This is a genomic window from Pseudomonas sp. SA195 (assembly GCF_054131565.1).
Genome location: NZ_CP096392.1, coordinates 1,089,371 through 1,114,232, shown reverse-complemented (window position 1 = coordinate 1,114,232; position 24,862 = coordinate 1,089,371). Strand labels below are relative to the sequence as shown.

The window sequence follows — 24,862 nt, the reverse complement described above, 5'->3', positions numbered from 1 at the left end:
TGCCCATGCCCGATTTGCCCATGTCCCGTGAAACCTGGCGTGCCGCACTGGCCGCCTATGCCAGCCCCGCCTCGCTAACCCTGTTGGTCCTCGGGTTCGCCGCCGGTCTTCCCGCGATCCTGGTGTTTTCCACCTTGTCGGTCTGGCTACGCGAGGCTGGGGTTTCCCGGGAAACCATCGGGTTCGCCAGCTGGATCAGCCTAGCGTACGCCTTCAAGTGGGTGTGGTCACCGATGCTCGATCAATGGCGGCTGCCCTGGATCGGCAAGCTGGGCCGGCGGCGTTCCTGGCTCGTCCTATCGCAGGCGGCCATTGCGGTCGGGCTGGTCGGTATGGCGCTATGCAACCCGCAAACCAGCCTGACCATGCTGATCGCGCTGGCCGTGGCCGTCGCCTTCGCCTCGGCCACCCAAGACATCGCCATCGATGCCTACCGGCTCGAAATCGCCGAGGACAAGCTGCAGGCGACGCTCGCCGCCAGTTACATGACCGGCTACCGCATCGCCATGCTGCTAGCCAGCGCCGGCGCCCTGTTCCTGGCCGAATGGCTGGGTTCGAGCAACCTTCAATACAGCCAGTCGGCCTGGACCACGACCTATATCGTCTTCGCGCTGCTGATTTTGCCGGGCCTGCTGACCAGCCTGCTGATTCCCGAACCGGACGCTGGCGTGCCACTGCCCAGCGAGCCTTCACGCTACAGCTTCAATCATCAGTTGGCCGCGGTAGGCCTGCTGCTGGTGCTGCTGATTTCGGTGCCGGCACTGATCAATGCACTGATCGCCCAGGCCTGGCCACGCGCCACGCTTTACCTGTTGTTCATCGTCGGTTCGCTGTCCCCGGCGGGCCGCAGCCTGCTGGTGCCCGTTCGCCAGATGCTCGGCCAGGCGAAACAGCGACAACGCCCGCTGCACTTCGATTTCGTGCATCAGGCCGTCTCGGTGATCCTGCTGATCATTCTGCTGGTCGCCACGGGCGGCATGTTCCAATCCTATTGGGGTGGCTACTGGCCGCGCGGAACCATGTACCTGCTGATCGTCTGGGGTTGCCTATCCGCACCGGGGCGCATCCTCATGGGGCCGGTGCTGACGCCGATCACCGATTTCATCCTGCGCTACCGTTGGCAAGCCTTGCTGCTGCTCGGGCTGATCGCGACCTACCGGATGTCCGACACGGTCATGGGCGTGATGGCCAATGTGTTCTACATCGACCAGGGCTTTTCGAAGGATGAAATCGCCAGTGTGAGTAAGCTGTTCGGCCTGGTGATGACACTACTGGGGGCTGCGTTTGGCGGCTTGCTGATCGTCCGGTTCAGCATCCTGCCGATCCTCTTTCTCGGCGGTGTGGCCTCGGCGGCGACCAACCTGATGTTCGTGCTGCTGGTGGGCATGGGCGCCAACCTAAACATGCTGATCGTCACTATCTCTTGCGACAACTTCAGCGGCGGCCTGGCCTCGACGGCCTTCGTCGCCTACCTGTCGAGCCTGACCAATCTCAAGTTCTCGGCGACTCAATACGCCCTGCTGAGCTCATTGATGCTACTTCTGCCCCGGCTGATCGGCGGCTACTCCGGCGTGATGGTCGAACACCTGGGCTACAGCGATTTCTTCCTGGTGACGGCGCTGCTCGGCGTGCCGACACTGGTGCTCATTGCGTGGCAATGGTCGCGTAGCCGCAACCCGCCTCAAGCGAGTGCGCCGCTACCCGGCACCGAGCAATCTTCACCATGAAAAAAAGCCGGCATTGCCGGCTTTTTTTCATGTTCGCGGTTTCAGCTCTGCACCAGGTGCACCACCCGCTGCGGGAACGGAATGCCGATGCCCGCCTCGTCGAAACGCTCCTTCAGCCGCTCGGTGAAGCTGAAGGTCACGGGCCAGAAATCACCAGTGGCCACCCACACACGCAGCGACAGATTGACCGAGCTGTCGCCCAGGCCGGTCACGAATACCACCGGCTCCGGATCACGCAGAACCCGCTCGTCTTCCGCTAGCTCGAGCAGGATCTTGCGGGCCAGCTTGATATCCGCGCTGTAGTCGATGCCAACATTGATGTCCGCACGCCGGCGCGGCTCGCGTGAATAGTTGGTGATGTGCCCGTTGGACAGGCTGCCGTTGGGGACGACGATGGTCTTGTTATCGGCGGTCTTGAGCACCGTGTGGAAGATCTGGATCGAATCCACGGTGCCCGCCACGCCCTGGGCTTCGATCCACTCGCCGACGCGGATCGGGCGGAAAATCAGGATCAGCACGCCGCCCGCGAAGTTGGCCAGGCTACCCTGCAACGCCAGGCCGATCGCCAGGCCCGCCGCACCGATCATCGCGATGAACGAGGTGGTCTCGACACCGATCATCGAGGCGACGCTGATCAGCAGCAACACCTTGAGGATGATGCCCGCCAGGCTCTCGATGAAACCGTGCAGGGACGGATCGATCTGGCGCCGCTTGAGCAGGCTGCCCACCTTGCCGATGAGCGCGTTGATCAGCCACCAGCCGATCAGGAACGTGACCAGCGCCAGAGCCACTTGGGCGCCATATTGAAGAACGATCGGTAGCCAGGCCTCGGAAAGATCGACCAGGTAATCGACACTCAAATCCATCAGTAAAAGTCTCCTTGAAACAACCGAGCACACACGGGCAGGCGGATGCGCAGCGGTTCGAACGGAAAGGCTCCCCAGGGGAGCCGGAGGGGATCAGTCGCGGAAGTTGTTGAACTGCAGGGGCATGCCCAGGTCCTTGCTGCGCAGTAGCGCGATGGCTTCCTGCAGGTCGTCACGCTTCTTGCCCGTGACGCGCACCTGCTCGCCCTGAATGGCAGCCTGCACCTTGAGCTTGGCATCTTTGATGAAGGCAACGATCTTCTTCGCCAACTCCTTGTCGATGCCTTCGCGTAGCACGACGTCTTGCTTGACCATCTTGCCGGAAGGATAGGCGTCCTTTATTTCAAGGCACTGGATATCGATCTTGCGCTTTACCAGGCTCAGCTTGAGAATCTCGAGCATCTGCTCCAACTGGAAATCCGCATCGGCGGTCAGGGTGACGGTCAGTTCCTTGAACTCGAAACTGCCTTTGCCGCGAAGGTCGTATCGCCGGTCAAGTTCCTTGACGGCGTTGTCGACGGCGTTGGTCACTTCGTGCTTGTCCAGCTCGGACACCACGTCGAACGAGGGCATGGGCTTCCTCCATTGGTTGATATGACGGCGCTATGCTGTGATCCAGCGCGCGTAGCTTGACGGTTCAAATGGGCCATCATTATAACTGCTTCACGTTGACAACCCGGCCGCCGAATGCGTTTAGGCTGCTACCCCCACCGAGCATCGCATGCCTAACCCCCAACTCAGCATCCTGGTCGTCGATGACGCCAAGTTTTCCAGCGTCATGATCGGCCGCGCATTGACCAAGGCAGGCTATGAGGACGTACGCTTCGCCAACAGCGCCGGCGCCGCGCTGAAGCTGATCGAGGAGCGGCCCGCCAACGTTCTGCTCGCCGACTGGCTCATGCCCGAAATGGATGGGCTCGAACTGACGGCACAAGTGCGTCAGCAGGACGAGATGACCGATCACTACACCTACATCGTCCTGCTCACCGGCCGAGACGGCCCCGACGTGCTTGGCCACGCCTTCGACCGCGGAGTCGACGACTTCATCAGCAAGTCCACCATGAATGAGCAGCTGGTCCCGCGCGTCTATGCTGCTGACCGCATCTGCGGCTCGTTCCAACGCCTGATGCAGGAAAATCGCCTGCTCACTCAGAACATCGCCAGCCTCGAGCAGCGCAACCTGATCGACGCCGTGACCGGCCTCGGCAACGCCCGCTATCTACACCAGCGACTCGGCGACAGCCTGCGCCAGCTCGAAAGCCGCGGCGGCGCGCTCTGCTACCTGCTGATCGGTCTGCCCGAGATCGAGGCTCAACGGCAGCGCTACGGAGACCCGTTCCACCACGAGTTGCTGCGCGGCGTCGCCCGGCGGCTGCAGCAACTGGTGCGTCCGCTTGACACGCTCACGCGCCTGGACGATCACCACTTCGGCCTGCTGACCATGATCGAAGACCTCAAAGCCTGCTCGCCGAGCAGCTTCAAACGTTTGCACGAAGGGCTCAACCTCAAGGCATTCAAGACCAGCGAAGGGTTTATTTCCATCAAGGCCGGTGTCGGGCTCGTCAGCCTGGACGCCAGCGCCCTGCCGGTCGACGGGCGCCAACTCACCGAGCGCGCCGAGTCGCTGCTGGCGGATGCCTACACCACCGGGCGCATCGTCCCCTACCGCTTCAAGCACCCGTCCTGATGACATGGCACGTGCTGGGCGCGGGAAGCCTGGGCTGCCTCTGGGCCGGGCGCCTGCACCGTGCAGGCATTGCCACCCGCCTTATCCTGCGCAACGAGCAACGGCTCGCTGCTTACACGATTGCCGGTGGCCTTCGGCTGGTCGAAGCAGGCGTGAGCCAGCGGTTGGCGGTGCCAGCGGAACTACCAGATTCAGCCGGCGCGATCGACCGGCTCCTGGTGGCCTGCAAAGCCTACGATGCCGAGGCGGCCGTAGCGTCCGTTTCGGGGCGCCTGCATGAAGGCAGCGAGATTCTGCTGCTGCAGAACGGCATAGGCAGCCAGCAGGCCGTTGCGCAGCGCTGGCCCGCGCAGCGATGCATCATGGTGTCCGGCACCGAGGGCGCCTATCGGCGTGATGCGTTCGAGATCGTGCATGCCGGGCTCGGGCAAAACTGGCTGGGTGACCCGCGCGACCCCGCACCGCCGCACTGGTTAAGCGACCTGGACGTAGCCGGCATCCCCTACCAGTGGACAGACACGATCCTCACACGGCTCTGGCGCAAGCTGGCCCTCAACTGCGCCATCAACCCGCTGACGGTCCTGCATGATTGCCGCAACGGCGCACTGCTCGCCCACCGCGACGAGCTGCACGCGCTCTGCGTCGAGTTCGAACGCATCCTGCAGGCGTGCGGGCAAACCGATGCGGCCCGAGGGCTCGAAGCGGACGTATTCGTGGTCATCGAGAAAACGGCGCAGAATTATTCATCGATGCATCAGGACGTGACCAACGGTCGACGCACCGAGATCGCCTATCTGCTTGCCCAGATGTGCCAAGCCGCGACACAGAATGGCATCCCGGCCCCAAGATGCAGCGCCCTGCTTCTTCGTCTGCAGGCACGGCTACGCCAGCTCGGATTGCCGGCCGACTGAGGCACCGCTACCCTGCGGGAAGGTTCCTCCACCGTGCCCCGCCATGACCTTGCGCCAACGCCTCGAAAATTTGCCCGTCGGCCGCAAACTGCTGATCGCCCTGCTGGTGCTGCTGGCCGCCGTGCTGCTGGTGTCCAACCTGGCCTTCATCAGCGCGGCGTATTGGATTTCGCGCCAGAGTGTCGCCCCCCAGGCGATGCACACGCTCGGCGCCCTGTTCGCGACACCGGAGCTGAGCGAGCGCGCCCTGCAATCGCAGGCCGCGGCAAACGCACTGCTGCGCAAGCTCGACGACTATGCGCCCCTGCGTGCGGCGGTCATCTACGACAGCGCCGGCAACAGCCTCGGCCAGCTCTACCGCGGAGATTCCCTCCACCTTCCGCAGCGCCTTCAGGGCCTGCCTGAATGGCAGAAGACTGAAATGCGCGCCAACCTGCTGGTCGAACTTCCGCAACCAGACGGGCCGCCCGGGCATCTGCTGATGGTCGCCAGCAGCGAGCTACCAGGCGCGTTCTACACCGGCACACTGACCGCCAGCCTGGCGATTCTGCTCGCTAGCCTGCTGCTCTGGCTGTTGGTCGCACGGCAGATACGCCAATTCGTTACCCGACCGATCCGCGACCTGGAGTCGCTCTCCCGACAGGTCACGCGTGAAGAGAATTACTCCCTGAGGGCCGCCGCCCGAAGCCAGGACGAAATCGGGCGGCTGGCCGATGCCTTCAATACCATGCTGTCACGCATGGAAGCCCGTGAGCAGCAGCTCAAGCGGGCACGCGACGACGCCCAGGAAGCCTTCGATCATGCCCAGGGGCTGGCTGAGGAAACCCGCCACTCCAACCGCAAACTGGAGCTGGAAGTCCAGGTGCGCAGCAAGATCGAAAAGAAACTCACGGGGTTTCAGAACTACCTGAACAGCATCATCGACTCGATGCCCTCTGTGCTCATCGCCCTGGACGAGCAACTCTACGTCACCCAGTGGAACCAGCAGGCAAGCGTGCTTTCCGGTACCTCGCTGGATGACGCACTGAACCAGCCGGTATTCATCGCCTTCGAGCCGCTGAAGCCCTTTCTCACGCAGATCCGTCGGACCTCGGAACGGCATCAGGTGGAGAAAGTCGAGCGCGTCACCTGGACCGTCAACGAGGAACCCCGGCATTTCGCCCTGACGCTCTACCCCCTAATGGGTGGCGGCGGGCGCGGCGTGGTGATCCGCATCGACGACATCACCGAGCGCATCAATATGGAAGAAATCATGGTGCAGTCAGAAAAGATGCTCTCGGTCGGCAGCCTCGCCGCCGGCATGGCGCACGAGATCAACAACCCGCTCGGCGCCATTCTGCACAACGCCCAGAACATTCGCCGGCGGCTTTCGCCGGACCTCGAACGCAACCGTGAAGCCGCCGACGAAACCGGCGTGTTGCTCGACGCGGTGAACCAGTACCTGCAGCGTCGCGAGATTCCGCAACTGCTCGACGGCATCCAACAGGCCGGCTCGCGCGCGGCGAAGATCGTCAGCCATATGCTGAGCTTCAGCCGCCTGAGCAACCGCCAGCTCGCCGACTGCCAGCTACCGGTACTGATCGACCAGGCGCTGGAGATCGCCGGCAACGACTTCGCCCTGATCGAAGGCTTCGATTTTCGCGCCATCGACATCGTGCGGGACTTCGACCCTCAGGTCGATCGCGTGCCGTGCATCGGCAACGAACTCGAGCAGGTGCTGCTCAACCTATTGAAGAACGCCGCGCAAGCGATCCATCAGAAACCGGAACGCGCGCAGGGCCAAATCATCTTGCGCACGCGCCTGAATCCCCCCTGGGCGGAAATTCAGGTCGAGGACAACGGCGGCGGCATACCCGAGCACATCCGCAAGCGGATTTTCGAACCCTTCTTCACCACCAAGGAAGTCGGCCAGGGAACCGGACTGGGGCTTTCCGTTTCGTATTTCATCATTACCAACAACCATAAGGGGCAGATGGAAGTGCAGAGCCGGCCAGACCAGGGGACGACATTCACCCTGCGCCTGCCGCTGACCTCGCCGTCCGAAGCCACCGACAGCTAGACAAGGACTGATCCATGGGTAACCGCCTCTCGAAGCTCTACACCCGCACCGGGGATGCCGGGCAGACCGGCCTGGCCGATGGCCGCCGCGTCCCGAAGGACCACCCGCGCATCGAAGCCATGGGTGAAATCGACACGCTCAACAGCGAGTTGGGCCTGCTGTTGGCCGAGCTCGCCGAGGCGCAAGCGCAGTGGCCTGCGCTGGCCGAGCTGATCGAAGTTCTCAGCCCTTGCCAACACCGTCTGTTCGACCTCGGCGGCGAACTGGCCATGCCGGAGTACAAGGCGCTGAACGAGGCCGAGGTTTCCCGTTTGGAGTCGGCCATTGACCATTGGAACGCCGAGCTAGGGCCGCTCGAAGACTTCATCATGCCAGGCGGCTCTCGACTGATCGCCCTCGCCCACCTCTGCCGCAGCGTGGCGCGGACCTGTGAGCGCCGTTGCCAGCAGCTCAATGCCGTCGAGCCGCTGCGGCCGGTCGGCCTGGCCTATGTGAATCGGTTGTCGGACTTATTCTTCGTCGTGGCACGCCTGATCGCTCGTCGCCAGGGCTGCGCCGAAATTCTTTGGCATGCCGCCAGTGCCCCTGCCGATGCCTGATCAGGCTAGGGCTCGCCAGCGCAGGCTCGATGGGCTGCATGCCGGCTGGGAAGCGTTCATCGTCCTGCTGGTGTGCATCAATCTGGGTCTGATCCTGTTTGACAGCCTGTTTGCACTGACGCCCCTGCGGGAGCTGTTCGCCACGTGGCTGCCGAATTTGCACGATCGCTACGAGGCGTTGATTCACCGGAATTTCCAGCACATCGACCTGGCCTTTGTCGCCATCTTCATTCTGGACGTGCTGCTCGGCTGGACCATTGCGCTGTTCGAGCGTCGCTATGCGCGCTGGTACTACTACCCCTTCGCCCACTGGTACGACGTGCTCGGCTGTATTCCGCTGGCCGGGCTGCGCTGGTTGCGTGTACTGCGCGTCGGTAGCCTGCTGATCCGCCTGCAGCGCCTCGGGCTGATCGACATGCGCAAGTGGGCTATCTACGGCGTCGTTCGCCGGTACTACGTACTCGTGCTGGAGGAACTGGCCGACCGGGTCATGGTGCGCCTGTTTAGCCGGATGCAACAGGAGATCGGCGCCAGCGATGACCTCTCGCGTCGGCTACTTGAGGATGTAGTACGCCCCCGAAAGGAACGCCTGCTCAACGACCTGTCGCGGCGTATGCACGCCATGCTCGAAAGCGGCTACCGCGATAACCGAGGCGCCATCGAAGGTTACGTGGGTGGCCTCATCCACCAAGCCTTGGCGAACAACCCCGAAGTGGCCGGCCTGCGTCGGTTGCCCTTAGGCGGGCGGGTTGCCGACACGCTCGACGATGCGCTGGCGGATATCGCTGCCCGCCTGATCCAGGGCGCCGCCGATGGGCTACAAAGCGCCCAGTTCCAGCGTCTGGCGCGGAATTTAGCGGATGAATGCTTCGAGGCCTGGGTCTATCAGGACGACACAACCGACCTGGCACTCGAAGAACTCTTGGTCGACATTATCGAAGTGCTCAAGCAGCAGGTCTTGGATAGGCGCTGGAGCCGTTTCGTTGGCCCCGTCGAGCCGCCGACACCCCGCTAGCGCAGGCTTGTCGCGGCTTTCGCCCCTTCGCCTTGGTCCAGGCGCGCCCCGACGACCATCTCCGTAGCCCAGTTCACCAGGATGCCCGTGTAGGCCTTCTGGCAACATTCGCTGGTGAGCGCATGGTCGGCGCCCAGGATAATCCGGTGGGTCAGGGAATGCGTCTGCTGGAACGCTGCGCGGTAGCTCATGATGGTCGCATGCGGCACCAAGTGGTCGTGCTCCGACTCCACCAGCAGGACATCGCCTCGGAACGCGGCACAGGCAGCCAGCGCGCGGTTTTCTTCCGCCGTCACACGGCGGGCGCGCAGCTCATTCAGGCGGTCCCGGCTCAGCATGCGCTTCGGCACTTGCCAATCGTCGTCGGCATACAGCGCCGGCACGCGCATCGCGAGCCATTTAACCGGGCGCAGCGCTGTGAGCAAAGCTGACAGATATCCGCCGTAACTGGTGCCGACCACGGCGATCGCGGATGGATCGATATTCGGATGCTGTGCGAGCAAGTCATAGGCGGCGAGCAGATCGTTGAGGTTCTGCTCACGTGTCACCGTCTGTTGCTGCGCCAGCGTCAGGGCATGGCCGCGCAGATCGAACGACAAACAAATGCAGCCCAGCCCGGCGATGCCCCGGGCGCGAGTCAGATCGCGTTCCTGGCTGCCCCCCCAGCCATGCACGAAAAGCACACCGGGAAGTTTCGTCGGAGGTGACAGAAAAGTGCCGGCGATGTGCTCGCCATCCACCAGGATGTCCACGCATTCACTTTGAGTTGCCATCGCGCTCTACCGTTACGTACTTGGTGATGAAGCCAACCTCGGGATCCTCGCCACGAAACAGCACAGTGGCACCGGCCGGCACTCGTTCCTGCTCGCCATACACCTCCACCGTGGACGCGTGAACCAGGCCGTGGGCCCCTTCGATGACCGCTTCGAGCGCAGCGATTTCGGCACCGCTCGCGCCACCAATGCGCCAGGACTGCTCCAGCACGCCCGAGCAAGCACGCCCACGGCCATCGATGCCCTGAGCGATATCGTAGTTACGCCGGGATGCAAAGAAGCCGCGGAAGCACGCCGATGCTGCCGCGTCGTACTCCTGCGCCTGAGCGACGGCAAGCTGAGTGCGTTCAGGCAGGTCGACCGCCAGCAACGCATCGAAGCCTCCATCCACTACGAACAGGTCGGACCCACCGTAGACCATCTCACCGGCGTTGTCGGTGGTCAGGCGCTGCGTGCCGTAATAGCTCAGGGTGTGCCCAGCGGTGCGAATCTGCCCGACGCTGAAGGTGGTGACGTGCTCGAGGTTGGCCTCCAGCACCAGCCCTCGCTGTTCCAACTCGGCGACATCGACGCGCTCCAGCGCCTGATCCAGCGCCAGCTCATTGTCGATGCGCTCCTGCCCACGGCCGCCCGTAGCACCTACCGGTTTCAATCGGATCGGCCCTTCGGGCAGCAACCGCCGCCCAGCTTCACGCGCGTCCGCCAGCGAGAAAACACTGTAGCCAGGCAATACGCTGCCCCTGACCCGCTCGGCGAAATCCCGTGACCAGCCATAGGGCGCATCGGCATCCGGCCGCACCAAAGGATGGGTGATGACCTTGGTCTCGACGAACGCCTGCGGCACTACGCCGCCGAACAGGTCGTGTTCATCGTCGAGCCCGAGCTTGCGTGCGTCGTCCGTCCCGACAAGCGTGCCGGACGGTACGAAATACAACGGCCGCCCATAGTGGACGTCGGGATCGAAGGCCCCCAGGAACTCCATGCCCTGAAGCATGGCGAGTTTGCGCGCCAGCTGTTCGTGGACGACCGCCTCGTGTTGCGGTTCCCGCGTACGGCTGGCCAGGGTTACGGCTGCTCCACGAGCAGCCTGCGGTTTGTCCGCATTGGTCATATTGCTTCGCCCCATGGACTGCATGTACAGGTGCGATGCGAGGCTGGGCCGCGCTGGTCGCTCGTGCTGACCGGCCCGATGGCAGGCCGGTACACTCGGTAGACCCCGTTGCGACGCTATCTATCCTTCGTCCTGACAGGCGCTAGATACAAAAAGGGGAGCCCATAGGCTCCCCATTCGCTCACGCTGTGCTCAGTGAACCGAACTGCGGATCAGGTGATCGAAGGCACTCAGCGAGGCCTTGGCGCCCTCACCGACGGCGATGACGATCTGCTTGTAGGGCACGGTAGTCACGTCGCCCGCTGCGAAGATGCCGGGCAGCGAGGTCTCGCCACGTGCATCGACGATGATCTCGCCGCGCGACGTCAACTCCACGGTGCCCTTGAGCCAGTCGGAGTTGGGCAGTAGGCCGATCTGCACAAAGATGCCTTCGAGCTCAAGCTGGTGGAACTCGCTGGAGTTACGGTCCTTGTAGGTCAGCCCGGTGACTTTCTGGCCGTCGCCATGCACTTCGCTGGTCAGCGCGCTGGTGATCACCGTGACGTTGGGCAGACTGTGCAGCTTTTTCTGCAGCACGGCATCGGCACGCAGCTGGCTATCGAACTCGAGCAGCGTCACTTGAGCGACGATGCCAGCCAGATCGATAGCTGCTTCGACGCCGGAGTTGCCGCCGCCGATGACTGCTACACGCTTACCCTTGAACAGCGGGCCGTCGCAGTGCGGGCAGTAGGCAACGCCACGGGCGCGGTATTCCTGCTCGCCGGGCACGTTCATTTCACGCCACCGGGCACCAGTCGCGAGAATCAATGTCTTGGCTTTCAGCGAACCGCCGTTCTCCAGCTTGATCTCGTGCAGGCCGCCTTCGCTTGAGGCTGGGATCAGCTGGGCGGCGCGCTGCAGGTTCATGATATCGACGTCGTATTCGCGTACATGGTTTTCCAGCGCGCGGGCCAGTTTCGGACCTTCTGTCTCGTTGACCGAGATGAAGTTTTCGATGGCCATGGTGTCCAGCACCTGACCGCCGAAGCGCTCGGCGGCAACCCCGGTGCGGATGCCCTTGCGCGCCGCGTAGATGGCCGCAGCAGCACCTGCAGGTCCGCCACCTACAACGAGCACGTCGAAGGCATCCTTGGCGCTCAGCTTCTCCGCATCACGTGCCGAAGCGCCGGTGTCCAGCTTGGCCAGGATCTCTTCCTCGCCCATGCGGCCCTGGCCGAACAGCTCGCCATTGAGGTAGATGCTCGGTACGGACATGACCTGGCGAACCGTGACTTCTTCCTGGAACAACGCACCGTCAATGGCGACGTGGTGGATGTTCGGATTGAGCACGGCCATCAAATTCAACGCCTGGACGACGTCCGGGCAGTTTTGGCAAGACAGCGAGAAGTAGGTTTCGAAGTGGTACTCGCCGTCGAGACTCTTGATCTGCTCGATGATCTCCGGCGCGGTTTTCGACGGATGGCCGCCGACCTGCAGCAGTGCCAGGACCAGCGAGGTGAACTCATGCCCCATCGGGATGCCGGCAAAACGCAGGCTGATGTCGCCGCCGATGCGGTTGAGCGCGAACGACGGCTTACGGACATCGTTGCCGTCGGTGCGCAGAGTAATCTTGTCGCTCAGGCTGGTGATTTCTTGCAGCAGGCCGAGCATTTCTTCGGACTTGGCGCCCTCACCGAGGGACGCAACGATCTCGAATGGCAGGGTGACCTTTTCCAGGTAGGTTTTCAGTTGCGCTTTGAGATTGGTGTCCAACATGAGCAGCGGGCCCCTTCTTTCGGGTTTCGGTAAGTAAAACGCCCGGACGGTTCGCGTCCAGGCGTTCGATTGCGGACCTACTCGATCCGCCGACAGTGCAGAGGCGCTGCGAACGATCGCAGCGCCACGCTAGGCCTGTCTTAGATCTTGCCAACCAGGTCCAGGGACGGAGCCAGAGTGGCTTCGCCTTCCTTCCACTTGGCCGGGCAAACTTCGCCCGGATGGGCAGCGGTGTACTGGGCAGCTTTCAGCTTGCGCAGGGTTTCGCTGACGTCACGAGCGATTTCGTTGGAGTGGATTTCCACAGTCTTGATCACGCCTTCCGGGTTGATCAGGAAGGTGCCACGCAGGGCCAGACCTTCTTCTTCGATGTGCACGCCGAACGCGCGGGTCAGCTGGTGAGTCGGGTCACCGATCAGCGGGAACTGAGCTTTGCCGACCGCAGGAGAGGTTTCGTGCCAAACCTTGTGGGAGAAGTGAGTATCGGTGGTGACGATGTACACCTCGGTACCGGCCTTCTGGAACTCAGCGTAGCTGTTGGCAGCGTCTTCGATCTCGGTCGGGCAGTTGAAGGTGAAGGCTGCCGGCATGAAGATCAGCACCGACCACTTGCCCTTCAGGGACTCTTCGGTGACTTCGATGAACTTGCCATTGTGGAAAGCGTTGACTTTGAACGGCTGGACTTGGGTGTTAATCAGAGACATCTACTAACTCCTGTGGGATTTAGAAATTCAACGGGTGCCTACGATAGCGCAAGATTCTAAATAAGGTAATTGATTGACGGAATTGCTCCGATAGCTTTTGACTATCCGATCCGTATGAAATCTTCGCCGCACACGCTGCGACAGCATGATCGAACAGGAATTCACCGAAGCTTCCCCGGCATTCACAACCGCGCTGAGGTCTCAGGCCAGAGCCCTCGAATGGCCGCAACACCCTGGCTTCCGATCGCCCTGGCCTGCGTCAGATCGGTCTCGCTCAGGCCGCCTAGCAGATAAACCGGCTGCGGAAATCCGAGAAGCAATTGTGCAGCGCAGGACCAACCCAGGGGTTTGGCATCAGGATGCGACGCCGTATTCAAGACCGGCGACAGCACGACGAAGTCGACGCCGATTTGCGCCGCCATTTCCAACTCCGCTGCATCATGGCATGACGCTGCGAGCCAGCGCCCCGGCTCGACCGGCCTTTGCGAAGCGGCAAACTGTCGCAGCTGCTCGGATGTCAGGTGCCAACCGGCAGTGGGGAAATCGTCGATCCAGTCGAGTGGGCCCTTGAGCATCACCAGCGCTCGCCCAGCACAGCACGCGGTTACCCGTGCGGCGAGGGCACGGTATTCAGCCAAGGGCAGCGACGGCGCACGCAGCTGAACCAGCCGGATACCCTGATCCAGCGCCGTAGACACGCCTGCCAGCAAAGCATCCGGCGCTAAGAGATCCGGCGTAATGAGATACCGGTCCGGCAGCCGTGCGGCCGCGATGATCGGTCGGTTCGCGGCAGGAAACGGATAGCGCGGCAACTCATCGGGCGCGACCCAAGCCAGCGGCTGGCCTTCCGCCCCATGCGGCTCACCGGTAAAGGCGAGCACCTCGTGAACGTCCAACAGGACCTGCTTGTCCGGATAATCGTGGCGGACCTGGATCAGCGGCCGCGACGCGGTCACCGTGATGCCCAATTCCTCGTCCAGCTCGCGCGCCAGAGCAACCGTGACGGACTCCCCCGGCTCGACCTTCCCACCGGGAAATTCCCATAAACCGCCCTGGTGCTTGTCCAGAGGGCGCTGGGCGATCAGCACCTGTCCATTGGCGGAGCGAATGACGGCAGCGGCAACGTGGAGGCGGGACATGGGCGCTCAGAAGTGGAGGAAGGCTGGAAGTGGGCGCGGCGCCGGTGACAGGATCGTCAACCGGCTCCATTTGGTTCGTGCGGCAGGTTCGGATTAGGTCCGGTATTCGGCATTGATCCGAACGTATTCGTGGGACAGATCGGTTGTCCAAATCGTCTCGCTGCAGTCGCCGCGACCCAGTTCGATGCGGATCTGGATTTCCTCCTGAGCCATGACTGCGGCGCCCTGCTCCTCGGTGTAACTCGGCGAACGCCCGCCTTGCGCCGCGATGCAGACGTCCCCCAGGAAAACGTCGATCCGGCTAACATCCAGTTGTGGAACACCGGCACGCCCTACCGCTGCCAGGATGCGTCCCCAGTTCGGATCGGAGGCAAACAATGCGGTCTTGATCAACGGCGAGTGCGCGACGGCATAGCCGACATCAAGGCACTCCTGATGATTTTCACCACCGTTGACGACCACGGTAACGAACTTGGTCGCCCCTTCGCCGTCTCGAACGATGGACTGCGCCACGTCCATGCTGACCTCGAACACGGCTTGCTTGAGCTTTTCGAACAATGCGCCGCTGGCCTCGCTGATTTCAGGCAGCGCCGCCTGGCCGGTCGCAACGAGCATGCAGCAGTCGTTGGTCGAGGTATCGCCATCGATGGTGATGCGGTTGAACGACTTGTTCGCCGCATCGCGTACCAATTCCTGCAGCACATTTTGCGCAACCTTCGCATCGGTCGCGATGTAGCCCAACATGGTCGCCATGTTCGGCCGGATCATGCCAGCCCCCTTGGAAATACCCGTCACGGTGACCGTCACGCCATCATGCTGGAACTGGCGGCTCGCGCCCTTGGGCAGCGTATCGGTCGTCATGATGCCCGTCGCGGCGTCAGCCCAGTGATTTTCGTCCAGGTCGGCGAGAGCTGCCGGCAACGCCGCCTCGATCTTCTCCACCGGCAACAATTCACCGATGACGCCGGTGGAAAACGGCAGGACAGCCTTATCCTCGACGCCCGCAAGGCGGGCCAGACTGGCGCAACTGCGAATCGCCGCTTGCATGCCCGGCTCACCGGTGCCGGCATTAGCGTTGCCGGTGTTGGTCAGGAAATAACGAACACCCTCGCCTGCACGCTGCTTGGCAAGGATCACCGGTGCGGCGCAGAACGCGTTGAGGGTGAATACCCCGGCGACGGTCGAGCCTTCGGCACAGCGCATCACGACGACATCCTTGCGCCCGGGGCGCTTGATGCCGGCCGATGCGATGCCCAGTTCGAAGCCAGGCACAGGATGCAGGGTAGGTAAGGGACCAAGACCGACGGCCATCGTTACGCTCCTCGAGGAAATGGGTGGCTCACACCACCGGAAAACAGGGCGAAAAACGCCGCGAGCGGCAGTGCCGGTCGCGGCGTGGGTCAAACAGGACGTGTCCGCTTATTGGACCTGCCCATGGCAATGCTTGTACTTCTTACCGGAGCCGCAAGGGCAGGGCTCGTTGCGGCCGATCTTCTGCTCCGCCCGTGCAGGTGCCGCAGCCGTGGCCACATCGGCATCCTGCTCGGCCTCGTCGACCGGCTCCAGGGCCGAGACCTCTTCGTGTTGGAACTGCATGCGGCGCGCCAGTTCCTCGGCCTCGCGGCGCAGGCGCTGCTCTTCCTCGACCGGGTCTTCCCGGCGAACCTGCACGTGGGACAGGACGCGGATGCTGTCCCGCTTGATCGACTCCAACAGGTCTTGGAACAGGGCGAAAGACTCGCGCTTGTACTCCTGCTTGGGGTTCTTCTGCGCATAACCACGCAAATGAATGCCGTGGCGCAGGTGGTCCATGGTCGACAGATGATCTTTCCAGAGATCATCCAGCACACGCAGGACGATTTGCTTCTCGAAGGTGCGCAGCGCCTCGGCCCCCGCAAGCTCTTCTTTCTCTTTATACGCTTCGACCAGCGCCTCGAGGATGCGCTCGCGCAGGGTTTCCTCGTAGAGTTTTTCGTCTTCGTCGAGCCACTGCTGGACCGGCAGGCGCGCACCGAAGTCGCTGTAGAGCACAGCCTCGAGCCCGGCGATATCCCATTGCTCAGGCAGCGACTGCGGCGGGATATGCTGGCTGATGGCGTTGTCGAGCGCCTCGCGGCGGAACTCGCTGATGGTCTCGCCGATCTCTTCGGCGCTGAGCAGGCTGTTGCGCATGTGATAGATCACCTTGCGCTGCTCGTTGGCGACATCATCGTACTCGAGCAATTGCTTGCGAATATCGAAGTTGCGGCCCTCGACCTTGCGCTGGGCCTTCTCGATGGCGTTGGTGACCATCCGGTGTTCGATCGCCTCGCCCGACTCCATTCCCAGGGCCTTCATGAAATTCTTCACGCGGTCCGAGGCGAAGATACGCATCAGGCTGTCTTCGAGAGACAGGTAGAAACGGCTGGAGCCGGCGTCGCCCTGGCGACCGGCGCGGCCGCGCAGCTGGTTGTCGATACGTCGCGACTCGTGCCGTTCGGAGGCAATTACATGCAGACCGCCGGCCTCGAGTACGGCCTGGTGACGTTTTTGCCAGTCAGCCTTGAGCTGAGCGACTTGCTCGTCGGTCGGGTTCTCGAGTGCCGCGACTTCGACCTCCCAGTTGCCGCCGAGCAGGATGTCCGTCCCGCGGCCGGCCATGTTCGTGGCAATGGTCACCGCACCCGGGCGACCGGCCTGCGCGATGATTTCGGCTTCCTTGTCGTGGTGCTTGGCGTTAAGCACCTTGTGCTCGATGCCTTCCGTTTGCAGCAGTTGCGAAACATATTCGGAGCTCTCGATGGTCGCGGTCCCGACAAGCACCGGCCGGCCGTTGTTCTGGCAGTCCTTGATGTCGGCAATGATGGCGGCGAATTTTTCTTCCTGGGTCAGGTAGACCAGGTCGTTGTAGTCCTTGCGCGCCAGCGGCTTGTTGGTCGGAATGACCATTACCGGCAGGTTGTAGATCTGCATGAACTCGAAGGCTTCGGTGTCGGCGGTGCCGGTCATGCCCGACAGCTTCTTATACAGGCGAAAGTAGTTCTGGAAGGTCGTGGACGCAAGCGTTTGGCTTTCCGGTTGGATCGGCAGACCTTCTTTTGCTTCGATCGCCTGATGCAGACCTTCCGAGAGCCGCCGCCCCGGCATGGTCCGGCCGGTATGCTCGTCGATCAGCAGGACCTGGTTGTTCTGCACGATGTACTCGACGTTGCGGTGGAACAGCTTGTGCGCACGCAGGCTGGAATAGACGTGAGTCAGCAACCCCAGGTTATGAGCCGAGTAGAGGCTTTCACCCTCGGCCAACAGGTCGGCACGCGTCAGCATTTCCTCGACGAACTGGTGGCCCGACTCGTTGAGCTCGACCTGGCGAGTCTTCTCGTCGATGGTGAAGTGGCCTTCCTGGGTAACGACGCCCTCTTCTTCTTCGATGTGCTGCTTGAGAAGCGGAATCAGTTGGTTGATCTGTTGGTACAGCTTGGAGCTGTCTTCCGCCTGCCCGGAGATGATCAGCGGCGTACGGGCCTCGTCGATGAGAATCGAGTCGACTTCGTCGATCACCGCAAAGTTCAGCTCGCGCTGGTTCTTTTCCTGCAGGCTGAACGCCATGTTGTCGCGCAGGTAATCGAAACCGAACTCATTGTTGGTGCCGTACGTGATGTCGGCAGCGTAGGCGGCGCGTTTCTCTTCGGGCGGCTGGAATGGCGTGACGATGCCTACTGTCAAACCCAGGAATTCATATAAAGGACGCATCCAGTTGGCGTCGCGACGGGCCAGGTAGTCGTTCACCGTGACCACGTGTACACCCTTGCCGGCGAGCGCGTTCAGGTAGACCGCCAGGGTCGCTACCAGCGTCTTGCCTTCACCGGTACGCATTTCGGCAATCTTGCCCTCGTGGAGCGTCATGCCGCCGATAAGCTGTACGTCGAAGTGCCGCATCCCCATCACGCGCTTACCCGCCTCGCGGCATACCGCGAAGGCTTCTGGAAGGATCTGATCGAGCGTCTCGCCTTGGGCAAGGCGGGCCTTGAACGCTTCGGTCTTGCTTCGCAACTGCTCATCGGAAAGCGAAAGCATCTGCTCTTCGAGCGCATTGACGGCTTGTACCGCCTTGAGCATGCGCTTGACCTCGCGGTCATTCTTGCTACCGAAGAGCTTCTTCATTAAAGGCGCAAACATATCGACAAATACTTCCATGCTGAGGATGGAGGCACGCCTGCGGGGCCACCACGGAACGTGCAAAGGGGGCATTCTACTCGGAAACGCCAGGGAGGAAAGCGTGCCTACCGCGCAGCTGTGCAGGCACCAGGGAGCAAATGTGCGGGCATCTTGGCGAATTTCAACCGCAACCCGAAACGCAGCCTTGCCGCCTCGTGACTGGCACGGACGACCACGGCGGTCGGCCCAAGGCCGTCTGCTATGATGGCCGCACTTTACTCGCTATTCCGGTCGCCCATGTCCTTGCGCCCCTCCCCCGCCCGCCCACCGGCCGCCCTGCTACGCGAAGCGAAACCGCTACGCGCGCTGTTCGGCGAGGCCAGGCGGCTGGATCGGCTGCAAGCGTTGGTCAACAGCCAGTTGCAACCCGCGGCACGTGCGCATTGCCATGTGGCCTCGCTGCGCGATGGCACGCTGCTCCTTATCGTGACCGATGGGCATTGGGCAACTCGGCTGCGCTACCAGCAGCGCCGCTTGCATCGGCAACTGGCGGCCATCGAAGAGTTTGCAGGCTTGGTTCGCATCCTGTTCAAGGTCCAGCCCCCAGATACCCCTCGCTACAAACCGGCACCGCCGCCAAAACTGTCTTCCCAGGCTGCGGGGAATATCGAGGAGACGGCGCAAGGTATCCGCGACCCGCGACTCAAGGCCGCGCTCGAGCGCCTGGCCAGTCATGCTCGGGACCATGACCGAGGCTGAGCGCATGTCGACCAATCCAGCCACTGAGGAACTTTCATGCTCATCGGCGCGCTACTGATCCTGACTTGGGTGATTCTCCTGGTTCGTTATCCGATGCGAGCGGTGCCCATCTCGCTGGGCGCATTGCTTGGCCTGGGCCTGGTCGCTGCGTGGGTCATCTGGCAGGAACAGCGCGAAGCGCATCTGCTCGGGCAGATACATGTTCGCGTGGAGTACGACCCCAAGCGTTGCGGTGCCGGTCAGCCGTTGCGCGCCGAATTGGAGAATCGCAGCCCAAGGACGTTGACCGCCTTGCGCTGGGACCTCAAAGCGCACTCGCCCGGCTCGGACCTAGACCTGGTGCAGTCCGGCTACGACAACCCGCGCTACAGCGGGCCCGGTGATTTACAGCCTGGCGAGCAGTGGACGGCTTGCCTGCCGCTTCCACCGCTTCGGCCCGGATATCAGGCCAGCCAGCTCAGATTCCAGGCGCTGCGTTTGCAGGGCCGCTTCGCCGATTGACGCGACGAGCCGCCGCTGCGTGCACGCCGCTCTTTGCAAGCCGAACGGCAGCGCTTATGCTGTATATCCAAACAGTATCAATCAACAGAGCCGAGGTGGTAGATGGCCGTCGAAGTGGTGTACCGCAGCAGCCGGGACCTGGAGCGCTTGTTCATGGATAAAGCCGAAGCCGATCGTCACGACAAGATGCTGGAGCTTGCCGAAGCACTCTCGGCCGCGCTTCACAAAGCAACCCCATCCCTGAGCGAGCAACAGGCGGAAGACCTTGGCATTTTCATGGCCAGGCACCGTGATCTGTTCGCCAAGGCCTTCAAGAACAACCCCGAAGCCCTCGCTGAGCTACCTGTCGAGCCTTGATGCTTCGTTTTGTCGCAGCCCGCTCGCCGAGCGGGCGAAACTAGTCAAACGGCACCCGGTCCATTGAGTGCAGTCACTCAACAGGTAATCGGCATGGAAAGTCCATTCAAGAAGATCAGCGACGTCTTCCAACCCAGCTACAGCGTAAACTTCAGTATCGAGAAGCCCGACGGCAGCATCCTGCTCACCCTCACCGATGCCGCCGGCGTAGCAGTGAAGCGCTACATTGCGGCGAGCCAGTGGCGGGACGAGCAACAACTCGAGCGGTTGATCACCAGCCTGCAATTCAGCCTCGCGATCGAGCGCGGCGAACAAACCAGCACTTACCGCCTGACCAAGCACGCATTCACCGCCGCGCAATAAACGAACCCAGCCTGACGCCTGCAGGCTGCAACCGCTTAATTCTGATAACAAGAACCCACTGAACGCCTGATGCCGCCGCCTATGCAGCGACGCGCGTCCCTGCGCGCGGCTCGCGGGCCCGGCGACCGGACCGTTTCGCTCAGAACCAGCCCAGCGCCTTGGCTCGTGCCACGGCCTGCGTACGCCTGGCCACGCCAAGCTTGGTGTTGATTCGACGTGCGTGGGTCTTGACCGTGTGCAGGGAGATAAACAGCTGCTCGGCGATTTCCTGGTTGGAAAAGCCTTGCGCGATCAGGCGCAGCACCGTCAATTCTCGGTTGCTGAGGATCATGTCATCCGCGCCACTCATGCCCTCTTCGGGCTCACGCTCGAACTGTAACAGGCGGTCGCGCAGGCTCTCGCCTTTACCGGCAGGCAGAACCCGCGCGAGCCATTGCGGCTGACGGTGCTGAAATTCATACAGTGGCTTGACTAGCTGCTGCCGGGCCGCCTCGTCCACCGCCTTACGCAACTCCTGCTCGGCCTCGACCTGCTGGCCATGCATATGGAGGGCTTCGGCGAGCGTGAACCGGCACTCACATGCCAAGGCGAACCGCTGGGTCCGCACGCTCTGCTCGATCAATTCGCGCAAGGTCTCGATCGCCAGCGCACTGCGCCCGCCGAGCATGTCGATGACGGCCAGATAGCGATGCACCCGCGGGAGAATTTCGTAGAAACCGGACGGGGCGAGAAAGGTGTGCCCGTCGTACAGATCGAGTACCTGAACGAAGATCGAACGCGCCTTCTTCAGTTGCCCCTGGTGCAGCCAGGTCGCTCCGGTTAACAACGCGAGAATGCCGCGAAACCGAGCCTCAGGTACGTGCCGCCACTGGGTCAACCGCTCGACTTCACGGAGCCAGTGATAGGCCGAAGGAAACTCCTGATTACGTGCCGCGAGTTCCGCCAGGCCTGCATAGCCGAAAAAGACATAGGAATCGCCGCACGTCTCGGTCTCGATGCGCCCTTGCTGAAACGCCTCACGCGCCGCGTCGTCAAGGCCCTGATATGCCAGTAGATGTCCTTGCAAAAGCTTCAGCCTGCCGATGATAGGGCTATGGCGCACGCTGTCGCGCAGCGCCATGAGCGATTCGTCAAGCACGCCCGCGGCCCGCTCGAATTCCCCTGCAAGCTCGAGCAATTGGATGCGATCGACGCTCAGCATCGCCTCGTACAACAGGCTGCCCTTGAGCCTGGCGAGCTTCATGCCCTCGCTGTTGTAGTGCTGCGCCAGCTCGAGCTTGCCCTCGGCCATTGCCTGCTGCGTCAGTACCTGAAAACACAACACTCGCTGCGCCCAGGCATGGTCGGACAGCACATCCAGCGCCTGCAGGCAGTAATCACGGGCTTCGGGTTCGCCGCGCAAGCGCGCCTGAAATCCCCGAAGCGCCTGCCATTGAGCCAGCAGTTGAGCCTGCCGCCGCGCATCGGGTTGTGGAAAGAACTTCGCCAGGTTGGCAAGGCACTCATCGACCTCATCGAGCCTAGCCGAGAGAATCAGCGCCCAACCGTGCAGCACGATCAGCCGTGTCGTGCTGTTGAATAGATCCTGCGGCAGCTCGCTGCGCCAGCGCATGAACTCCGAAACGTTGTCGCCAATGAGCAATTGCTCTTGCCCGTAGCGCTGAAGAAAATTGGCCGCAACCTCCGGCTGGCCTGCCCAAAGGGCGTGTTCGACCGCCTCGCGCATCTCGCCGCGGTTGGCAAACCATTGGCACGCCCGCAGATGCGTTTGCGTAGGTGATAGGCCGGCAGACATACGTTGAAGGATCGATGCGAGCGGCCGCCAAAGGCGGAACCACTCGCCGCAATTGTCGATCTGCCGAATGAACAGCTGATTGCTCTTGAGCGAATCGAGTATTTCACCCCCATTGCCGTCAAGTACGTGCTCGCACAGATGCTGCGAAAACCTGGGCATGCGTGCCAAGGCGAAAAGCGACCGCCGAACCTCCTCGCTCTGCGGCTCGAGCACCTCCCGCTGGACGTAGTCCCGCAAGACTGGCGTACCAGCGCCCAAGCGCTCGCGCACCGCCTGCTCATCAGCGTTGAACAGCAGCAGGCTAACACCAGCCAACCACCCCTCACTGCCTGTCATCAGCTGCCTGAAGGTATCGTCGGCCAGATCCAACCGATGCGCCCGCAGCAGCTGCCGCAGCTCTGCCGAGCCAAGCGCCAGCGACTCGGCCTGCACCTCAAGCAAGTCGCCCTGCAACAAAAGGCGAGGCAGTTTCCAGGCTGGCTGGCGTCGGCTGGTCACCCACCAGCTGATGGACTCCGGTCCTTGTTCAAGCAACATGTCAAGGCAGGCATCGAACGCCGCATGCGGCTGCCGGGGGAAGTCATCGAGCATGACCCACAGCGCGCCACGAGCGGCGCGCAAGAGCTCGAGCAGGTCACGCTGCGCGTCGCCGGTCGGTAGCGGCGCACCGGATAGGTATTTGCGCAGCCGCTCGTACAAGTCATCCGGGGTGAGCTGTCGCCCACCAATATCCAGCCATATCAGTTGCGTGTCGGCCGGTATCTGGCGCGCGCACTCGCTCATCAAAACGCTCTTGCCGAACCCTGCCGGTGCGCAGATCAGACGCAAACGGCACCGGGCTTCTACCAGCGGATTGACGAGCCGAGGCCGGGGCACATGGACCGGCGGTAGCCGCGGAATAGTCGCTACCTGGACCGGCGCAGCGGCATCCGTGCCGAGAGCGACAGGGTTGAAGCGTACGGACATAACCATCTTTCTCTTGTTCTGTATCAGTCCATTGACGGCCGCGTACCGGTTGGCAATCCTCGGCAGCGTGCCTTTGTGCGGCCAACGCTGCACCATCCGGAGCGCTTTGTCGATATCGGGCGGACCGACCGTCGCGGTCGTACCCAGCCGCTACTGGCCAGAAACTATCACTGTCACGTACTTGGGCAAAAAAAAGGCGACCCGAGGGCCGCCTTATTCACAAGCTAAATGGACTGCGATTAACGCACCCCTGCATTTCGCAGCGCAGCAGGTGTGAAATCGCGCGCCGAAGCCTTGTAGCCAAACTCATGCGGCTTCTCTTCGTTGCTCATGCCGATCGCAATGTAACGGCCAGAGATGACGTCATATAGGGCTTCGAAGGCAAACGCCGGTACTTTGTGCTGGTAGTACTGGACCAGATGGCCTTCACCCACACGCCACAATTGACCGCGACCGTCATACAGCTCGGACTGGACGATGGTCCAGGTATCTTCATCAACGAAGAAACGGCGCTTGGCATAAATGTTCCGCTCGCCATTCTTAAGCGTCGCCTCAATCTCCCAGACGCGATGAAGCTCGTAGCGCGCCAGATCCTGGTTAACGTGACCTGCCTTCAGGATGTCGCTGTATTTCACATCGCTGGAGTTGATCTCATAGCTGTTGTACGGAATGTAGAGCTCCTTCTTGCCGATCAGCTTCCAGTCGTAACGGTCGGGCGCACCGCTGAACATGTCGAAGTTATCGGTGGTACGCATCCCGTCCGATGCAGTACCCGGGCCGTCATAAGCCACCTGCGGTGCGCGGCGTACGCGGCGCTGGCCAGCGTTGTAGATCCAGGCTTGACGAGGCTCCTTCACCTGATCGAGCGAGTCGTGGACGAGCAGTACGTTGCCTGCCAGGCGCGACGGGGCAGTCACGCGTTGCTTGAAGAACAGCAGCGCGTTCTTTGCGCGTTCCGGATCCAGGTCCGTCATGTCGCTCGGGAAGGCGACTTCATCTTCAAAATGTACGAGCGTGTAGCTGCCGTTGGTCTGTGGCGTCGCCTGGACGATGTTGCGCCGGACGTTGCCACCGCGGTAGCGCGTGATGTGGTTCCAGACTACCTCGAGGCCGTTCTTCGGGATCGGGAACGCGTAGTAGCGACTGTCCGAGAAGTTGGCGATGCCGTTGCCGCCGTCAACCAGTTCGGCGTTCAGCGCGCTCTGTTTGGCGGCCTCATAGATGCGGTCTGGCAGCGCCGCGGTACGGTGCGTCGGAAACACCCGAATCTTGTAGGTTTCGGGGTAGCGTTTGAACATCGCCAGTTGGCCAGCGGTGAGCTTGTCTTTGTACTGATCGACGTTCTGGGCGGTGATGACGAACTTCGGTTGCTCGTCTTTGAAGGGGTTGGTCAGATGGCCATCGTCTAATGGCGCCGCATTCTCCGACAAGCCGCCCGTCCAGGCTGGAATGGTGCCGTCGGCGTTGCCGGATTTTTCCGCGCCCAGGGGCGTGAGCGATTCACCAAGCTTTGCCGCTTCCTCAGGGGAAACGGCGGCCGTCACGCTGCTCGCAAGCAACGAAAGGGCCAAGACACTGAATAGTTTTCTTGTTGTTTTCATACGCTTCCAGTTCCTCTTGATCTTGTATGGCCGGAGGCCT

General features: G+C 62.1%; 21 protein-coding genes. 10 read left to right on the top strand and 11 right to left on the bottom strand.

What is annotated here, in order from left to right; all coding sequences use genetic code 11:
- Window positions 1-20: 20 nt before the first annotated feature.
- Window positions 21-1,727 carry an AmpG family muropeptide MFS transporter gene (locus M1D78_RS05095; protein ID WP_437420277.1) on the top strand — a complete coding sequence of 569 codons (1,707 nt, stop codon included), beginning with the start codon at window positions 21-23 and terminating at the stop codon, window positions 1,725-1,727.
- Window positions 1,728-1,768: 41 nt separating this feature from the next.
- Here M1D78_RS05095 and M1D78_RS05090 read toward each other — a convergent pair whose 3' ends face one another.
- Window positions 1,769-2,593 (bottom strand): mechanosensitive ion channel family protein, encoded by an 825-nt coding sequence (locus M1D78_RS05090; RefSeq protein WP_437420278.1) that lies wholly within the window; start codon window positions 2,591-2,593, stop codon window positions 1,769-1,771.
- Between the two features lie 93 nt (window positions 2,594-2,686).
- A complete protein-coding gene (locus tag M1D78_RS05085) occupies window positions 2,687-3,166 on the bottom strand; it encodes a YajQ family cyclic di-GMP-binding protein (protein ID WP_437420279.1) in 480 nt (159 codons plus the stop codon).
- Between the two features lie 148 nt (window positions 3,167-3,314).
- Between M1D78_RS05085 and M1D78_RS05080 the strand changes: the two genes are divergently transcribed.
- The 5 genes from M1D78_RS05080 to M1D78_RS05060 are packed head-to-tail and all read left to right on the top strand — an operon-like array spanning window position 3,315 to window position 8,864.
- Window positions 3,315-4,280, top strand: a complete 966-nt coding sequence (locus M1D78_RS05080; RefSeq protein ID WP_437420280.1) for a response regulator — start codon at window positions 3,315-3,317, stop codon at window positions 4,278-4,280.
- On the top strand, window positions 4,280-5,191 hold the full coding sequence (locus M1D78_RS05075) for a putative 2-dehydropantoate 2-reductase (protein WP_437420281.1): 912 nt from the start codon (window positions 4,280-4,282) through the stop codon (window positions 5,189-5,191). The genes M1D78_RS05080 and M1D78_RS05075 overlap by 1 nt, the downstream gene beginning before the upstream one ends.
- Window positions 5,192-5,234: 43 nt before the next feature.
- Window positions 5,235-7,250: an ATP-binding protein gene (locus M1D78_RS05070; protein WP_437420282.1), complete on the top strand. Its 2,016-nt coding sequence runs from the start codon at window positions 5,235-5,237 to the stop codon at window positions 7,248-7,250.
- Window positions 7,251-7,264: 14 nt separating this feature from the next.
- Window positions 7,265-7,849: a cob(I)yrinic acid a,c-diamide adenosyltransferase gene (locus M1D78_RS05065; RefSeq protein ID WP_437420283.1), complete on the top strand. Its 585-nt coding sequence runs from the start codon at window positions 7,265-7,267 to the stop codon at window positions 7,847-7,849.
- Window positions 7,821-8,864 (top strand): ion transporter, encoded by a 1,044-nt coding sequence (locus tag M1D78_RS05060; protein WP_457933485.1) that lies wholly within the window; start codon window positions 7,821-7,823, stop codon window positions 8,862-8,864. Before M1D78_RS05065 ends, M1D78_RS05060 begins: the two co-directional genes overlap by 29 nt.
- Here the strand turns inward: M1D78_RS05060 and M1D78_RS05055 are convergent.
- The 7 genes from M1D78_RS05055 to secA form a co-directional block, all read right to left on the bottom strand.
- Window positions 8,861-9,637, bottom strand: coding sequence for an alpha/beta hydrolase family protein (locus tag M1D78_RS05055; RefSeq protein ID WP_437420285.1), 777 nt, complete (start codon window positions 9,635-9,637; stop codon window positions 8,861-8,863). The two genes, M1D78_RS05060 and M1D78_RS05055, sit on opposite strands and share 4 nt — an antisense overlap.
- Window positions 9,621-10,748, bottom strand: coding sequence for a DUF3182 family protein (locus tag M1D78_RS05050; protein ID WP_437420286.1), 1,128 nt, complete (start codon window positions 10,746-10,748; stop codon window positions 9,621-9,623). Before M1D78_RS05050 ends, M1D78_RS05055 begins: the two co-directional genes overlap by 17 nt.
- Window positions 10,749-10,940: 192 nt before the next feature.
- Window positions 10,941-12,503: an alkyl hydroperoxide reductase subunit F gene (gene ahpF / locus M1D78_RS05045; RefSeq protein ID WP_437420287.1), complete on the bottom strand. Its 1,563-nt coding sequence runs from the start codon at window positions 12,501-12,503 to the stop codon at window positions 10,941-10,943.
- 140 nt (window positions 12,504-12,643) lie between these two features.
- Window positions 12,644-13,207 (bottom strand): alkyl hydroperoxide reductase subunit C, encoded by a 564-nt coding sequence (gene ahpC, locus M1D78_RS05040; RefSeq protein ID WP_046162591.1) that lies wholly within the window; start codon window positions 13,205-13,207, stop codon window positions 12,644-12,646.
- Window positions 13,208-13,389: 182 nt separating this feature from the next.
- On the bottom strand, window positions 13,390-14,346 hold the full coding sequence (locus M1D78_RS05035) for a Nudix family hydrolase (RefSeq protein WP_437420288.1): 957 nt from the start codon (window positions 14,344-14,346) through the stop codon (window positions 13,390-13,392).
- Window positions 14,347-14,439: 93 nt separating this feature from the next.
- A complete protein-coding gene (gene argJ / locus M1D78_RS05030) occupies window positions 14,440-15,657 on the bottom strand; it encodes a bifunctional glutamate N-acetyltransferase/amino-acid acetyltransferase ArgJ (RefSeq protein ID WP_437420289.1) in 1,218 nt (405 codons plus the stop codon).
- 108 nt (window positions 15,658-15,765) lie between these two features.
- Window positions 15,766-18,501: a preprotein translocase subunit SecA gene (secA, locus tag M1D78_RS05025; RefSeq protein ID WP_437420290.1), complete on the bottom strand. Its 2,736-nt coding sequence runs from the start codon at window positions 18,499-18,501 to the stop codon at window positions 15,766-15,768.
- A gap of 276 nt (window positions 18,502-18,777) precedes the next feature.
- Between secA and M1D78_RS05020 the strand changes: the two genes are divergently transcribed.
- From M1D78_RS05020 to M1D78_RS05005, 4 genes are all read left to right on the top strand, one after another.
- Window positions 18,778-19,239 carry a DUF721 domain-containing protein gene (locus M1D78_RS05020; protein ID WP_437420291.1) on the top strand — a complete coding sequence of 154 codons (462 nt, stop codon included), beginning with the start codon at window positions 18,778-18,780 and terminating at the stop codon, window positions 19,237-19,239.
- A 36-nt stretch (window positions 19,240-19,275) separates the two neighbouring features.
- The gene (locus M1D78_RS05015; protein WP_437420292.1) at window positions 19,276-19,740 is read left to right on the top strand and encodes a multidrug transporter; all 465 of its coding nucleotides are present in this window, start codon (window positions 19,276-19,278) and stop codon (window positions 19,738-19,740) included.
- A 102-nt stretch (window positions 19,741-19,842) separates the two neighbouring features.
- A complete protein-coding gene (locus M1D78_RS05010; protein ID WP_437420293.1) occupies window positions 19,843-20,097 on the top strand; it encodes a YebG family protein in 255 nt (84 codons plus the stop codon).
- 93 nt (window positions 20,098-20,190) lie between these two features.
- Window positions 20,191-20,460, top strand: a complete 270-nt coding sequence (locus M1D78_RS05005; protein ID WP_437420294.1) for a DUF3509 domain-containing protein — start codon at window positions 20,191-20,193, stop codon at window positions 20,458-20,460.
- Window positions 20,461-20,599: 139 nt separating this feature from the next.
- Here the strand turns inward: M1D78_RS05005 and M1D78_RS05000 are convergent, their stop codons facing one another.
- Together M1D78_RS05000 and M1D78_RS04995 are read right to left on the bottom strand one after the other, a co-directional pair.
- Entirely contained in the window at window positions 20,600-23,221 is a 2,622-nt protein-coding gene (locus M1D78_RS05000) for a LuxR C-terminal-related transcriptional regulator (protein ID WP_437420295.1), read from the bottom strand.
- 239 nt (window positions 23,222-23,460) lie between these two features.
- The gene (locus M1D78_RS04995) at window positions 23,461-24,822 is read right to left on the bottom strand and encodes a DUF1329 domain-containing protein (RefSeq protein ID WP_437420296.1); all 1,362 of its coding nucleotides are present in this window, start codon (window positions 24,820-24,822) and stop codon (window positions 23,461-23,463) included.
- Between the last annotated feature and the right edge of the window lie 40 nt (window positions 24,823-24,862).

Bases quoted from the DNA above. Each gene is read 5' to 3' on its own strand.
- M1D78_RS05095 (WP_437420277.1), top strand. From the start codon at position 21: ATGTCCCGTGAAACCTGGCGTGCCGCACTGGCCGCCTATGCCAGCCCC.
- M1D78_RS05090 (WP_437420278.1), bottom strand. From the start codon at position 2,593: ATGGATTTGAGTGTCGATTACCTGGTCGATCTTTCCGAGGCCTGGCTA.
- M1D78_RS05085 (WP_437420279.1), bottom strand. From the start codon at position 3,166: ATGCCCTCGTTCGACGTGGTGTCCGAGCTGGACAAGCACGAAGTGACC.
- M1D78_RS05080 (WP_437420280.1), top strand. From the start codon at position 3,315: ATGCCTAACCCCCAACTCAGCATCCTGGTCGTCGATGACGCCAAGTTT.
- M1D78_RS05075 (WP_437420281.1), top strand. From the start codon at position 4,280: ATGACATGGCACGTGCTGGGCGCGGGAAGCCTGGGCTGCCTCTGGGCC.
- M1D78_RS05070 (WP_437420282.1), top strand. From the start codon at position 5,235: ATGACCTTGCGCCAACGCCTCGAAAATTTGCCCGTCGGCCGCAAACTG.
- M1D78_RS05065 (WP_437420283.1), top strand. From the start codon at position 7,265: ATGGGTAACCGCCTCTCGAAGCTCTACACCCGCACCGGGGATGCCGGG.
- M1D78_RS05060 (WP_457933485.1), top strand. From the start codon at position 7,821: ATGCCGCCAGTGCCCCTGCCGATGCCTGATCAGGCTAGGGCTCGCCAG.
- M1D78_RS05055 (WP_437420285.1), bottom strand. From the start codon at position 9,637: ATGGCAACTCAAAGTGAATGCGTGGACATCCTGGTGGATGGCGAGCAC.
- M1D78_RS05050 (WP_437420286.1), bottom strand. From the start codon at position 10,748: ATGACCAATGCGGACAAACCGCAGGCTGCTCGTGGAGCAGCCGTAACC.
- ahpF (WP_437420287.1), bottom strand. From the start codon at position 12,503: ATGTTGGACACCAATCTCAAAGCGCAACTGAAAACCTACCTGGAAAAG.
- ahpC (WP_046162591.1), bottom strand. From the start codon at position 13,207: ATGTCTCTGATTAACACCCAAGTCCAGCCGTTCAAAGTCAACGCTTTC.
- M1D78_RS05035 (WP_437420288.1), bottom strand. From the start codon at position 14,346: ATGTCCCGCCTCCACGTTGCCGCTGCCGTCATTCGCTCCGCCAATGGA.
- argJ (WP_437420289.1), bottom strand. From the start codon at position 15,657: ATGGCCGTCGGTCTTGGTCCCTTACCTACCCTGCATCCTGTGCCTGGC.
- secA (WP_437420290.1), bottom strand. From the start codon at position 18,501: ATGTTTGCGCCTTTAATGAAGAAGCTCTTCGGTAGCAAGAATGACCGC.
- M1D78_RS05020 (WP_437420291.1), top strand. From the start codon at position 18,778: ATGTCCTTGCGCCCCTCCCCCGCCCGCCCACCGGCCGCCCTGCTACGC.
- M1D78_RS05015 (WP_437420292.1), top strand. From the start codon at position 19,276: ATGCTCATCGGCGCGCTACTGATCCTGACTTGGGTGATTCTCCTGGTT.
- M1D78_RS05010 (WP_437420293.1), top strand. From the start codon at position 19,843: ATGGCCGTCGAAGTGGTGTACCGCAGCAGCCGGGACCTGGAGCGCTTG.
- M1D78_RS05005 (WP_437420294.1), top strand. From the start codon at position 20,191: ATGGAAAGTCCATTCAAGAAGATCAGCGACGTCTTCCAACCCAGCTAC.
- M1D78_RS05000 (WP_437420295.1), bottom strand. From the start codon at position 23,221: ATGTCCGTACGCTTCAACCCTGTCGCTCTCGGCACGGATGCCGCTGCG.
- M1D78_RS04995 (WP_437420296.1), bottom strand. From the start codon at position 24,822: ATGAAAACAACAAGAAAACTATTCAGTGTCTTGGCCCTTTCGTTGCTT.